16 protein-coding genes are annotated in these 13,111 nt (G+C 42.1%); 10 read left to right on the top strand and 6 right to left on the bottom strand.

What is annotated here, in order from left to right; translation table 11 throughout:
- Window positions 1–89: 89 nt before the first annotated feature.
- Window positions 90–2,747 carry an MMPL family transporter gene (locus MY9_RS03290; RefSeq protein WP_014662980.1) on the bottom strand — a complete coding sequence of 886 codons (2,658 nt, stop codon included), beginning with the start codon at window positions 2,745–2,747 and terminating at the stop codon, window positions 90–92.
- The gene (locus MY9_RS03285; RefSeq protein WP_040084379.1) at window positions 2,744–3,202 is read right to left on the bottom strand and encodes a MarR family transcriptional regulator; all 459 of its coding nucleotides are present in this window, start codon (window positions 3,200–3,202) and stop codon (window positions 2,744–2,746) included. The genes MY9_RS03290 and MY9_RS03285 overlap by 4 nt, the downstream gene beginning before the upstream one ends.
- A 161-nt stretch (window positions 3,203–3,363) precedes the next feature.
- Between MY9_RS03285 and dinB the strand changes: the two genes are divergently transcribed.
- The 3 genes from dinB (at window position 3,364) to vmlR (ending at window position 7,394) form a co-directional block, all read left to right on the top strand.
- A complete protein-coding gene (gene dinB, locus MY9_RS03280) occupies window positions 3,364–3,876 on the top strand; it encodes a damage-inducible protein DinB (protein WP_014662978.1) in 513 nt (170 codons plus the stop codon).
- Window positions 3,877–4,052: 176 nt separating this feature from the next.
- Window positions 4,053–5,429: an amino acid permease gene (locus MY9_RS03275; protein WP_014475969.1), complete on the top strand. Its 1,377-nt coding sequence runs from the start codon at window positions 4,053–4,055 to the stop codon at window positions 5,427–5,429.
- Between the two features lie 321 nt (window positions 5,430–5,750).
- Complete coding sequence (gene vmlR, locus MY9_RS03270) at window positions 5,751–7,394, top strand: ABC-F type ribosomal protection protein VmlR (RefSeq protein WP_014662976.1); 1,644 nt, start codon at window positions 5,751–5,753, stop codon at window positions 7,392–7,394.
- 135 nt (window positions 7,395–7,529) lie between these two features.
- Here vmlR and MY9_RS03265 read toward each other — a convergent pair whose 3' ends face one another.
- The 3 genes from MY9_RS03265 to MY9_RS03255 form a co-directional block, all read right to left on the bottom strand.
- Entirely contained in the window at window positions 7,530–8,003 is a 474-nt protein-coding gene (locus MY9_RS03265; protein ID WP_014662975.1) for a GNAT family N-acetyltransferase, read from the bottom strand.
- A gap of 141 nt (window positions 8,004–8,144) precedes the next feature.
- Window positions 8,145–8,480: a DoxX family protein gene (locus MY9_RS03260; RefSeq protein WP_014662974.1), complete on the bottom strand. Its 336-nt coding sequence runs from the start codon at window positions 8,478–8,480 to the stop codon at window positions 8,145–8,147.
- Window positions 8,477–9,076 (bottom strand): TetR/AcrR family transcriptional regulator, encoded by a 600-nt coding sequence (locus MY9_RS03255; protein ID WP_014662973.1) that lies wholly within the window; start codon window positions 9,074–9,076, stop codon window positions 8,477–8,479. The genes MY9_RS03260 and MY9_RS03255 overlap by 4 nt, the downstream gene beginning before the upstream one ends.
- Window positions 9,077–9,432: 356 nt before the next feature.
- Here MY9_RS03255 and MY9_RS03250 point away from each other — a divergent pair, with 356 nt between their 5' ends.
- From MY9_RS03250 to cotP, 3 genes are read left to right on the top strand one after another with little or no spacing between them, the layout of a single operon-like run.
- Window positions 9,433–9,705 (top strand): spore germination protein, encoded by a 273-nt coding sequence (locus MY9_RS03250; protein ID WP_003243854.1) that lies wholly within the window; start codon window positions 9,433–9,435, stop codon window positions 9,703–9,705.
- 13 nt (window positions 9,706–9,718) lie between these two features.
- Complete coding sequence (locus MY9_RS03245; RefSeq protein WP_014478992.1) at window positions 9,719–9,961, top strand: spore germination protein; 243 nt, start codon at window positions 9,719–9,721, stop codon at window positions 9,959–9,961.
- A gap of 12 nt (window positions 9,962–9,973) precedes the next feature.
- Window positions 9,974–10,405, top strand: coding sequence for a spore coat protein CotP (cotP, locus tag MY9_RS03240; protein ID WP_014662972.1), 432 nt, complete (start codon window positions 9,974–9,976; stop codon window positions 10,403–10,405).
- An 11-nt stretch (window positions 10,406–10,416) separates the two neighbouring features.
- On the opposite strand, the gene MY9_RS03235 is transcribed toward cotP, so the two are convergent.
- Complete coding sequence (locus MY9_RS03235; RefSeq protein WP_014662971.1) at window positions 10,417–11,124, bottom strand: DUF421 domain-containing protein; 708 nt, start codon at window positions 11,122–11,124, stop codon at window positions 10,417–10,419.
- Between the two features lie 209 nt (window positions 11,125–11,333).
- Here MY9_RS03235 and MY9_RS03230 point away from each other — a divergent pair, with 209 nt between their 5' ends.
- The 4 genes from MY9_RS03230 to MY9_RS03215 all read left to right on the top strand — a co-directional run bounded on the left by MY9_RS03230 (window position 11,334) and on the right by MY9_RS03215 (window position 13,064).
- Complete coding sequence (locus MY9_RS03230) at window positions 11,334–11,915, top strand: DUF421 domain-containing protein (RefSeq protein ID WP_014662970.1); 582 nt, start codon at window positions 11,334–11,336, stop codon at window positions 11,913–11,915.
- A 123-nt stretch (window positions 11,916–12,038) separates the two neighbouring features.
- The gene (locus MY9_RS03225) at window positions 12,039–12,269 is read left to right on the top strand and encodes a spore germination protein (protein WP_014662969.1); all 231 of its coding nucleotides are present in this window, start codon (window positions 12,039–12,041) and stop codon (window positions 12,267–12,269) included.
- Between the two features lie 33 nt (window positions 12,270–12,302).
- On the top strand, window positions 12,303–12,596 hold the full coding sequence (locus tag MY9_RS21835; RefSeq protein WP_014662968.1) for a hypothetical protein: 294 nt from the start codon (window positions 12,303–12,305) through the stop codon (window positions 12,594–12,596).
- A 231-nt stretch (window positions 12,597–12,827) separates the two neighbouring features.
- On the top strand, window positions 12,828–13,064 hold the full coding sequence (locus MY9_RS03215) for a spore germination protein (RefSeq protein WP_014662967.1): 237 nt from the start codon (window positions 12,828–12,830) through the stop codon (window positions 13,062–13,064).
- Window positions 13,065–13,111: the final 47 nt, after the last annotated feature.

Genomic DNA, 13,111 nt, shown 5'->3' with positions numbered 1-13,111 from the left:
TGGTTAACATGTCTGAAGTTAACCCTTGATTTGATTTTGTCGTTTAGTCATGAAAAAAGAGTGATGACCACTCATCACTCTTCTTTCTATTATTCTTTTATTTTCTTCCTGCCGAACGGCCACCAGTTTCCTTCTCCGAAGGTCGCAATGATTGCCGGAATAAAGAGCGGAAGAATGACAAGGCCATATAGCAAGAGCCCGATAATGATAACACTTGCCACCTGCATTAGCGTATTGACGCCTGAAGGCATCATCGCCGCGAACGTACCGGCCAGTATAATGGCAGCTGTAATAATGACAGATCCCATTTTGCTCATTGACCTGACAACACCTTGCTGAATGCCAAGGTGCACCTCTTCCTTAAATCGATCCAGCAAGAAGATCGAATAATCTACCCCTAATGCGATCAGGATGACAAAGCTAAAGAATGGTACTGCCCAGCTGACGCCGGCGTTTCCTAAGCCGTTTACAAAAATCAATTCTGTGATAGATATGGACGTATAGTACGTCAGCAGCAGTGACGCGATCATATAAATCGGCATGATCATGGAGCGGAACAAAATGGTTAACACGACAAACAGGCCTATAATCATGATCACCATCGTTCTGGAGAAGTCCGTTGTGGACAGCTCTTTTAAGTCCGCATTCATACTCGTGACTCCGCCGTACACGATCTGGGCATCCTCCAGAGGAGTGCCATCAACTTCGTTTGCGACAGCTTTTTTGATTTGGTTGATTGTCGTAATAGCTTGTTCTGAGTACGGATTTGAATCCAGAACGACGCTTAATTGAACACCTTTTCCGTCTGCAAAGGAATATTGGTCAATTGACTTCTTAAAGTCTTTGTCCTTCATTACTTGACCAGGAATGAATATGCCTGTATCTCTTACAGTTGGACTTTTGCTCATGTCCTCTAACATATCACTGGAAGCTGTAATGCCGTCAGAGACTTTCGTCAGGCCTTCATTTGCGCTCTTCACGCCTTCTGACAGCTTCTTCAGGCTTTCTGTCAATGTTCCGGCTTGTGCCTGCTGGCCTGAGAGCTGCTGGTTTGCTTGTTCAAGGCCGGTTTGAATCTGGCCAAGCTGTCCGCTGATTGCTGTAAGCTGCTGCACGGTCTGTGCGGTATTTCCAGTTTGGGAAATCTGTTTGCTCACGAGCTGCAGCTGCTGATTGATTTTGCCCAAACCATCTGCGGCATCACCCAGTGAACCGCCAGAGCCGCTATTTGAGGCCGAGCCGGTTTGCCCTGCCATTTGATTCAGGCCGTTTTCTATATCTGTTAATCCATTTTGGACATCGGCAATCCCTTTTACCGTTTTATCCAGCCCGTCTGAAACCGATCCTAGCTGGTTATCAATATATAAATCTTTGATTTTTTTACCAGTCGGCTGAGTGATGGTCATGACAGAGTCAACATGATCGACTTTCTCGATCGCTTTGCTGATATTTCCGAGATAAGGGATTGTATCAGCTGTTGTGAGATCTTTGTCTCCTTTTACGACAACGTTGATCGGGAACGCTTTTCCTTCCCCGAATCCGTCCTTGATGGCCTCGAGAGCTTTGATTGATTGATAATCACTGCTGATTTCCGCAGTTGAATCGAATGATATCTGGTCATCATAGGTCAAGATGAACGGAAGCGTAATCACCACCGTGATGGCAATGAACAGAAACGGACGCGCAACGGAGTGTCTGCCGAGAAACGCCCATAATTTGTTGTCACTGTGCGACAGCACTTTCTTTGATGGCCAGAATAATTTTTCACCCAGTGTCACCATAAATAATGGCAGCAGTGTATAGAGAATGATCATTAAGATTCCCACACCGACCGCTACTCCTACGGCGGATTGGAAAATCGCAAACTTCGCAAATCCTAACGCGGAAAATCCGATTAATACCGCGAATCCGCTGATGAATAAGGTTTTTCCCCCTGTGCGGTAAGCGATAAGCGCCGCTTCTTTTTTGTCATGCCCGTTTGCCAATTCTTCACGGAATCGTGTAAGCAGCAGAATACAGTAATCTGTTCCAATGCCGAACAGAATCGCGACTAAGAAGGTTTGCGTAAACGTCGAGATAGGAAAATCAACATAGTATACAAGGATGCCAAGTATGGATTGACTGATCAGATAAGAAAAACCCACTGCTACAATCGGTATAAAAGGCGTCACAACAGATCGGAACACGATCAGCAGTAAACCGATGATCAGGCAGACTGTGATCACTTCCGTTTTCTTAAGCCCTTCCTCTGAGCTGTGAGCGAAATCCTGATTAATAAGGGAAGCTCCCGTAATATATGCCGTCAAATCATCGGGAACGATTTGATAAATCTCGTCCGCGATTTTTTCCGCCTTTTTATCAGAACCTGTAATCGTGACAGGAATGAGAACGGTTTTCTTGTCTTTCGACATCAACTGGTCTTTGACTTCTTTTTCCGCTGACAGAGGAGATGTTACCTCTTCTACACCGTCGATCTTTTTGATTTTATCGATCATTGTCCGGAGCTGATTCTCTGTTTCTTTCTTTAAAGCGTGGTCTAATGTAAAGACAACACTGATCGAATTATTGTCTTCTCCCGCTTGTTTTAAAATGGCGTTTGCCCTTTCTGAAACAGCATCAGCGGGAAGCTGGGCCTGCCCCTTTTGATTGGCCAGCTCCGTTAAGTTCGGAGAAAATAAACTCAATACGACGGTAAGCGCTAATATAATGGCTGCAATTGCCCACTTGAATTTGATGATGGCTCTCATTCGGCAGAATCTCCTCCTTTAAATTTGCTTTTTAAAATGGTGAATATCTCTATGATGGAATTTACGTGTTCCTCATCTATATCATCGATCAGCTCTTTGAGCGCGTTAAAGATGGCGGAATCTAATTCTTCGAGAATTTTTTCACCGCTGGTTGTGATGTTAATAAGCTTAGAGCGCTTATCACTTTTTGCCGGACAGTCATCCCATTCAACCCATCCTTTATCGAGCAGCTTTTTCAGCCTGTTAGAGATCGCGCTCTTATGTACATTTTGATACATGGCCAGACTGCCGGGAGAGGTTGGGCCCTTGACCTTTAAAATTTTTAACAGGTCTGCCTGTTCTCTGGAGATATGCTTGAAGACATCCTGATTGATTTCACGATGCACAAACTCTGTCCCTTCAAGCAGGACTTCCACAAACAGGTTTATCGCCTGACATAGCTTTTGTTCATTCAACATCTTCCCCTCCTCATTGTAGTTTACCCTGCTAAACTTTATGATTAATGTTAATTAGTTTATTCCTCTAAACTATATCTGTCAACATATTTTATTTATGAACATCTGGAACACTCGTTCGTGTATAATAGGAGTTATAACCGTGAAAGGGGAAAATTGACATGTCAGATTTTGCACTGAAATTGTATCAATATAACATCTGGGCCAATCAGCAAATCTTCAACCGATTAAAAGAGCTTCCAAAAGAGGTATACCATCAAGACATTCAAAGTGTGTTTCCGTCGATATCCCATGTATTGTCTCATGTTTACCTTTCTGATCTCGGCTGGATTGAAGTATTTTCCGGCAAAACGATGAGCGATGCTTTGGCGTTAGCTGAAAAACTAAAAGAACAGACAGAGGCAAAAGAAATGGAGGAAATGGAAGACCTGTTTCTGAAGTTATCCGAGCGTTATACACTACTTTTACAGCAAAAAGAACAGCTCAATCAGCCCCTCCAGATTCAAAATCCCTCAGGCGGAATCATGAAAACAACTGTTTCCGAACTGATTCCCCACGTTGTCAATCACGGAACATATCACCGCGGCAATATCACGGCAATGCTGCGGCAGGCAGGATACGCATCCGCACCGACAGATTATGGGCTCTATCTGTACATGCAAAAAACTGAATAGGCATAGGAAAGCGGCTCCTACATGGAGCTGCTTTCTTTTGCTAATAGTCCAAATCACATTAAAATTTCCTTTCATATACCCTTTATAGTAAAAAAGATAGAAATTTTAGTGTTATAATAATCATTAAAAATAGATTGCTGACTCAATAATCAATTTTTAATGGAGGAACACATAAAGTGACAGACGACATGACGAAAGACAATATAAATCAGCAAACATTGCAGAGAGGCTTGAAAAACAGGCATATCCAGCTTATCGCCATCGGCGGGGCTATTGGGACAGGCTTATTTCTCGGCTCAGGCAAATCGATTCATTTTGCCGGACCGTCGATTTTATTTGCTTATATGATCACAGGAATCATTTGCTTTTTAATTATGAGATCGCTGGGTGAACTGCTGTTATCAAATTTGAACTACCACTCTTTTGTGGATTTTGTACAAGACTATCTAGGCGATATGGCAGCCTTTATCACCGGCTGGACATATTGGTTCTGCTGGATTTCCATTGCGATGGCTGATCTGACAGCCGTCGGGCTTTACACTCAATATTGGCTCCCTGGTGTGCCGCAATGGGTGCCCGGCTTAATCGCTCTTATTATTTTACTGATTATGAACCTGGCGACAGTCAAGCTTTTTGGAGAATTAGAATTTTGGTTTGCTTTGATTAAAGTCATTGCCATCTTGGCCCTGATCGTCATTGGCCTTGTGATGATTTTCAAAGGCTTTTCCACAAGCTCAGGAGTGTCCAGCTTCACAAACCTCTGGAGCCATGGAGGCCTGTTCCCAAATGGCATGCACGGGTTTATCCTCTCGTTCCAGATGGTTGTATTTGCTTTTGTCGGCATTGAGCTTGTCGGGCTTACGGCCGGTGAAACAGAAAACCCTGAAAAAGTAATCCCTAAGGCGATTAACAATATCCCTGTCCGTGTACTGCTTTTTTATATTGGTGCTCTTCTCGTGATTATGAGCATCTATCCTTGGGATGTCATCAACCCTAGCGAAAGCCCATTCGTACAAGTATTTGTTGCGGTTGGCATCGTGGGGGCTGCAAGTATTATCAACTTTGTTGTGTTGACATCCGCTGCTTCAGCATGCAACAGCGCTGTATTCAGTACAAGCCGTATGGTTTATTCCCTGGCGAAAGATCACAATGCGCCGGAGTCAATGGCGAAACTGACTCAGCGTAAAGTGCCTAGAAATGCTTTATTCTTTTCAGCTATCGTGATTTTAATCGGTGTTACGTTAAACTACATCATGCCAGAAGGCGTATTCACCCTGATCACAAGTATTTCAACCGTATGCTTTATCTATATTTGGGGAATTACGGTCATCTGCCATATGAAATACCGTAAAACAAGACCTGAATTAGCGAAAACAAACAAGTTCAAGCTTCCGCTTTATCCGTTTACAAATTACCTGATTCTTGCGTTCCTGGCGTTTGTTCTGGTTGTGCTGGCACTGGCACAGGATACTCGTGTTTCCTTATTTGTCACACCGGTTTGGTTTATTTTGCTGATTGTGATTTATAAAGTGAGAAAAGCGAAGCATCAATAAGACTCGAAACTCCTGCCTCAAAAATGAGAGCAGGAGTTTTTTTGATGAAAATGACCTTTGCTTTTGAATTTGAAGGTATGCTATAGTGTTTGTAATCAAAACAAGAAGGGATGATGGGTGGACAATGATTAACTAATCTTATTTTTACCGTTTGAAATCAATATTTCAAATCAGAAAAAATAGGATTAGTCTGCCCATTTTCTATATATACGACACCGCTATTTATAAAGAATAGCTTATTTGATCATGCACAGGCACGGCTAATCCTTCCAACACATTTGGGAGGATTTTTTTATTCTCCCTTTAAAGCGAGGGATATGGATGAAAGAGATTTTAACATTAACAAACGTAAACTACGAAGTGAAGGATCTATCTGTTTTTAAAAACGTAAATGCCAGTGTTCAGCAAGGAGATATCATTGGGATTATCGGCAAAAACGGCGCTGGGAAATCTACGCTGCTGCACCTTATTCACAACGACTTGGCCCCTGCACAAGGACAAATCCTTCGGGCGGATATAAAAATGGCTTTGGTCGAACAGGAAACCGCGGCGTATTCCTTTGCCAATCAGACACCTGCCGAAAAGAAGTTACTGGAGAAATGGCATGTGCCCCTTCGTGAATTTCATCAGTTAAGCGGCGGTGAAAAACTGAAAGCGCGGCTGGCAAAAGGACTCTCAGAGGATGCAGATCTGCTGCTGTTAGATGAACCGACAAACCACCTTGATGAAAAAAGCTTGCAATTTCTCATCCAACAGCTGAAACATTATAACGGCACTGTGATTCTCGTTTCTCACGATCGATATTTTTTAGACGAAGCCGCTACAAAAATATGGTCCCTCGAGGATCAGACGCTGGTTGAATTCAAAGGGAATTACTCCGGGTATATGAAGTTCCGGGAGAAGAGAAGACTCACCCAGCAGCGCGAATATGAAAAGCAGCAAAAAATGGTTGAACGAATTGAAGGACAAATGAATGAGCTCGCTTCTTGGTCGGAAAAAGCCCACGCCCAATCGACGAAAAAGGAGGGGTTTAAAGAATATCACCGGGTAAAAGCGAAGCGTACGGATGCCCAAATAAAATCCAAGCGGAAGCGGCTTGAAAAAGAGCTGGAAAAAGCAAAGGCGGAACCCGTTACCCCAGAATATAAAGTCAGCTTTTCAATCGATACAACCCACAAAACAGGAAAACGTTTTTTGGAAGTTCAGAATGTAACGAAGGCTTTTGGAGAAAGGACTCTCTTTAAAAACGCAAACTTTACAATTCAGCACGGCGAAAAGGTTGCCATCTTAGGCCCCAACGGCAGCGGAAAAACGACATTACTAAACATCATTCTGGGACAGGAAACAGCAGAAGGAAGTGTATGGGTGTCGCCGTCCGCGAACATCGGCTATTTAACGCAGGAGGTGTTTGATTTGCCTTTAGAACAAACACCGGAAGAGTTATTTGAGAATGAAACATTCAAAGCAAGGGGGCACGTTCAAAATCTGATGAGGCACTTAGGCTTTACAGCCGCCCAATGGACTGAACCGATCAAGCATATGAGTATGGGGGAGCGTGTAAAGGTCAAGCTGATGGCATATATTTTGGAGGAAAAAGATGTGCTGATTTTAGATGAGCCGACAAACCACCTCGACCTGCCGTCACGCGAACAGCTGGAAGAAACACTGTCACAATACAGCGGCACATTGCTGGCGGTTTCACATGACCGCTACTTTCTCGAAAAAACAACAAACAGTAAACTCGTCATTTCAAACAACGGCATCGAAAAGCAGTTAAACGACACTCCTTCAGAAAGAAATGAGCGGGAGGAGCTTCGGTTAAAGCTTGAGACAGAAAGACAAGAAGTGCTGGGAAAGCTCAGTTTTATGACGCCAAATGATAAAGGGTATAAGGAGCTTGATCAAGCTTTCAACGAGCTTACGAAACGGATAAAAGAGCTGGATGATCAAGACAAAAAAGACTGATGGGGAAAGTTCAAGCGGCATTGAAAAGGACAACAACTGTTGTCCTTTTTCTTTATATTTTCAAAAAGATGACTTATAGTACCCCTATCACCGCTTCCAGATAGGCATGCTGTGTTTGGGTAACGTAGCGGCTTTTCAGCTTAGCTGTTTCCGCATACGTATATTGGTCATGGCATAGCCCATCTTCTGATAAAGATAGACGGCTGTCTCGTTGTGCGCAAACACATGAAGGGCCAGCCTTTCCGCACCAAGCTCTCTTGCTCTTTCATCAAGCGTTTGAAGCGCCAATTGAGCCAGCCCTTTTCCGCGAAAGGCTTCATACAATCCAAAGGAATAGATAAACGCTTCCTTTTGCGGGTGAAACGGATCAGCATACAGCCAGAGCCAGCCCCTTCTTTCCCCTTGGTCATTTGTGATGTTCCAAAAATAATGATTGCTGCTGTCGAGCCCGTTCGGAATCATGTTCTCATATGCCTGCTCCGATTTCTCAAGCGCCTCTTTTTCCGTCCAAGTTCCCGACGTTATGTTTTGTTTCGCATAATTTTGCACGGACATCCCGCGAAAGGCTTCGAATTCTTTCAAAGTCATGGCTTCTAAAGTTAATGTCATTCTGTACTCCTCCTTTATAAAAAAAGCCCAGCTGATGCCGGACGAATAACGCAGAAATGGAGCTCTATTTCAATTACCCGGTTAATACCTGGGACTTTCTATTATTCAATAAGAGGAGGAGATCTCCTGCATATAGGTTTGTTACACCATGATTATCATGATAGACACAATCAAACAGATCATCGCAGGTATCGTCATAAGGACCGATTGCCGCGCTCGAAAAATATGCGCATGAATTGCTCCCGCCATGAGAACGACAAACAGCACACCTGCTCCTAACGCTGCATACCGATTCCAAATTCCCGCTGTCATAGCAAGTGCCCCGGCTATTTCAAGAATGCCAGTAACAGTCAGAAACCATAATGGATATTGATAATGCCGCCAATGCTCAACTTGAAAGGGAACGCGGCTTACCTTGATGATGCCTCCCACAAGCATAAAAACTGCCAAACTGACTTTCAAAATAATAGATATCATCTTACGTCACTCCCTTTTGGAAGCATCCCGTATATTAAAAGATTCACAACCTCTGCTGCGAGGCTTGCCGGATCTTTGATTCCGGTTAACAAAAATGAAGCGGTTAAATGTTCAATCATGCCGATCAAACATTCAGCGACCGTTTCCATGTCCAGCTCGGAGTGAAAATAGCCAAGACGCTGTTCTGCTTCTAGGTTTTCTTTCAAAACCATCGCCAGGTCTTTTTTCATTTGTTTCGCTTCCGGGTTGAGAAAAAAGCCGATCTTGGTTACATCCTTGTCCTCAGCCAGACATTGAAAAACAGTTTCCACAGCAGACAGCACCCGTTTTGACACATCCTCCGTGTGTAATCCGTTTTCCAGAAGAAGTGACTCTGTCAGCTTTCTTACTCGGGAGTGAAAATCAGTGATTAACTCCTCAAAGATGGCTTCTTTGCTTTGAAAGTACAGATAAAATGAAGGCTGTGTGAACCCAGCTTTTTTTACAATCTCACTTATCTTCGTGTCATGGAATCCCCGAATCGAAAATTCATTAGCGGCAGCTTTGAGTAATCGTTTTCGGCTTTCTTCTCCTTTACGTCCTTTTTTACTTTCCAACGAGGACCACCCCCAAAAAATAATACTCACGAGTAATGTTATTCGCGAGTATTATTTCATGGCATTAGCTTCCTTGTCAATGATTTCAAACTGATCTTGTTTGCCAGCTTCCTTTATTAAAGAGTCTCATGTATTTCGAATAACTCAATCAATTCATTGATTCCTATATCAATGGCTTTTCATTCACTGATAAGTATTTACTGAATAGATTGACATTCAGGCTGTGACAAACTTTATTCTTTTTTTCTAACGAGCATCACTCCGGGGCCAGATAGAGTTTTGCCAGCAAATGCAAGGAACAATTGGGTGCAGCGGCGCATAATGTACTGTACAGAAAGATGGAAGGGTGTGATGGGATGCCGTCTACAGTAATCAACCTATATTATTTGAAGATCAACAGTATTTCGGGCAATGGTTCAATTACAATAGGCGAAGCTGCTTATAACAGCCCTACCAACAATCAAAAATCTCAAGGGACCAATTCTTCTTTCGGTGATACCTCACCTACAGAATCGGTTATGGAAAACTTCTTAAACGATCCTGATGTAAATGACCAGACATCTATCGGCAACTCTGATACATCCAATGTTAATGCTCCTCCGATTGCACCACCGCCAATTTTAGATTAAAGGGGTTTCGTCTATGCCATATCAAATTAACATCGCAAATATTAAGATCAACGGCGTCACGCAAAACGGAAATATAGATGTCGGTCCGACTGTGCACAACAGCCATACTGCGAACAGCAAATATTTTGGAGCAAACTTTTCCTTAGGGGATCTTTCGCCTACGTCTTCACTTTTGAACACTGGAAATATTGATTCAGACGTTAGTGACCAAGACCAAATCGGAAACCCTTCTGCGCCGATTGCAAATCAAATTTAAGGAGAATCTCATATGGATTTCGAAAAAATTCGAAAGTGGCTTGAGATTACGAATGAATATAAACAAAGTGACTTTTGGACAAATGTGCTCAAGTATAAAGCCCCGGAACATTTTTTTGATTCCGAAGCTTCTACGTTTGTTTACGACTTTTATCAAGATGAAGAATATAATTTTATCATTGTGGAAATGCCCGGTGTGTATGAGGAAGAATTAACAATCCGCTTATTATCTAAAACCCAGCTGTTGATCAAAGGAACGCTCACGCCTGTTTTTCCAGACGAAATGGTGGTGCTGCGTGAACGGTATTACGGAGAAATTGAGCGAACCATTCAGCTTCCTGAAGCCACCGAATCTCATTTATTACAAATTCAGCTGTTAAACGGGCTTCTCCACATTTCGTACCCAAGACAAGTCGAAACCATCCCGTTGCAAAAAGGGCTTTAAGATGGTTCCTTTCATTCCTTATCCACAGGGGCTGATATATGGTCTTTATATTGATCCACATAAATATCCCCATTACCAAGCAGCACTGCGTATACGGTCTCTTTCACCTTTATGTCTCTTTTTCGCAATTCTTCCAAAAGCCAGGATTCTGTCAATCGATTCTGCTGTAAATTATTCTGAATGATTTCTCCGTCCATAATAAGCTCTATCGGAAGCCTGTGTTCTTGGTTTACCGCAATCATTAAATCCTGTTTGGTTACATGCCGGAATTGCGGTTTTCTTAACACAGTCAGCTGACCATTCGTTTCAAGGATTGCAAAAAGTACTTCTTCGATATTAAATATTTCTTTTTCACGTAATTGCTGATTTAAATAATCAAGTGTGTAACGCATTTTCCTCATATTCGATTCAAGTATCTTCCCGTTTTGAATCAGCACTGTAGGATCTCCGGCAAAAAATTTTCTCAGCTTCCTGTTCTTTATCGACAGGAACGAAATCAGAAAAATGGTTAGCACAAAAATACTAAACGAAATGGCCATATTGTGCGGTTTTATTGAAGTATTGTAAGCTAATCCGGCAGCAATCGCCCCTAATGTGATCGCCGCAATAAAATCAAAAATCGTCATTTGAGAAATTGTCTGTTTGCCTAAAATCCGTTCTGCGATTAACAGCAATCCAAAGCTGGCAATCGTTCTAATGACAACTTCTAGTTCAATCATGTTATGGCGCTCCCCGCTTCCCAGATTGTGTTGGCCAAAAAACTCCTGCCGATATCATTGTTGGGCTTAATATATCCCATCTACCCCAAAAATATTGTTCGGTTTAGAGCAGAATGAACCGGCTGCCTTTCGGATATATTAAATTGCGATTGGCCAGAAGGAAAGCCAATCCCAGGACAAATCTAATTCCTCATTGGTCAGGTGGTAGCATGAAGTTCACTTGGGAATCTCTTGTTCTCATTGTAGCCGGGGTCATTTTGCTGAGAATTTCAGGAAGGAAATCAATCGCACAAATGACGTCAACTCAAACGGTTGTCATGATTTCGATCGGAACGATTATCGTTCAGCCAATCATCGAGTACAGCCTCTTCAAAACATTAATTGCAGCGGCAATTTTCACAAGCACACTCATCGTTATGGAATGGATCCAAATGAAATCGAACATCATTGAAAAGATGTTAACCGGAAAAGCAAAAATCGTCATTGAAAACGGACAGCTTCATATCGAAAACTTAAAGAAGATGAGACTTACAGCTGACCAGCTTGAAATGCAGCTAAGGCTTCACGGCGTTACGGCTATACAAGATGTTAAGATAGCGACATTAGAGGCCAACGGGCAATTAGGAATTGAATTAACTGATGACGCCAAGCCTTTAACAGTCAGGGATTTGAAAAAACTCATTCACCCCGATTTCATAAATAAGGATGGACAAGCCCAGTCTGGCAATCAGAATATTTTTGATGAAGTTGGTAAAAAAAATAAAAAAAACGTCCCTAAAAAGCTGCATTAACAAAAGGCGCTTGTGGCATTTTGCAGGTTTTTGTCTCTTACTGAAAGTTTTTGCCGTTTTGTTTAAGCAACTGCTGCTCACACACCATATTGTATAAACAGTCATAACGGAGAGGAGAGATGAATGATGAAATGCCCAGTTTATATTCATTCGATATCCGGGAACAGCGTTTTTAATAACGGATTTGCAGTTTCCATCAGCCCGTTCTCTGTGTCTAAAACAACAGAGGGTTCCGGTGGGAGTAATACAGGTTTGGTTTTTGAATCCAATACTTTAAGCCAAACAAGCTCCGCCAATCAAGCCCAAAATGTAACATATGCGATCCAAGAGCTGCTTTCCAAGCTTTTAGCGTAAAAATTAAGAAATAAACACTTCATGAGGTGCCATATGGCTTTTCCAATTATTCATACAAACTTTTGGGATGCTGTGATAGCCATTCCAATCATCATAGTGATAACCCAAATCCTCAAAATATTATTGAAAATCCCCAAAACTTTTGTGCCATCGGTTGCTTTAATAATAGGTCTTGTCATTTCTGTTTTCATAAGCCATCGACACAGCCTCTTTTCCGGCGTGTTTATGGGCTGGTTTTATGGCTACGCCGCTATAGGCTCCTACTCATCATTAAAAACGACCATCTTATCCTTCAGGCAAACGAAAAACGATACATCAAATTCATAGATGACATATAACGATCTGCCGCCTCTTGATCAGGCGGCTTTAAATCTGCTGAAAGATTTGAATGCTGGTACGATCATCTTCAAAAGAGCTCCTCATTCACTCGCTTAAAGAGGCACTATTATTTTTACCATTATGTTGATGCAATGAAATAAAAACGAAATATCATAGAAGTAAATAGACTGCCAGCGTCCTCTATGACATCTACTTCTGAATGAAAGGAGCTTTTGAAGCATGCGATCTCAAATCAACATCTCAAATCTCACGATAAATGGGATGACACAAAACGCCAATACAGATATCGGACAAAACTTGCAAAACAGCCATACTGCAAACAGCAAAAACTACGGTGTCAATTTCACATTAGGAGATTACTCTCCTTCTAATTCAATTATTATTTCAGCAAGTTGTGATAATGATACAAGTGATCAAGGGCAGAATGATAACCCTTCTTCACCTAGTGAAGAATAACATGATGCACAAAAAAAGAACTCATATGAGTTCTTTTTTAATCGTTT

The sequence above is a fragment of the Bacillus sp. JS genome, assembly GCF_000259365.1.
Classification (GTDB): Bacteria; Bacillota; Bacilli; order Bacillales; family Bacillaceae; genus Bacillus; species Bacillus stercoris.
The sequence above is the reverse complement of the archived record's forward strand: the minus strand, read 5'-3'. Positions and strand labels throughout refer to the sequence as shown.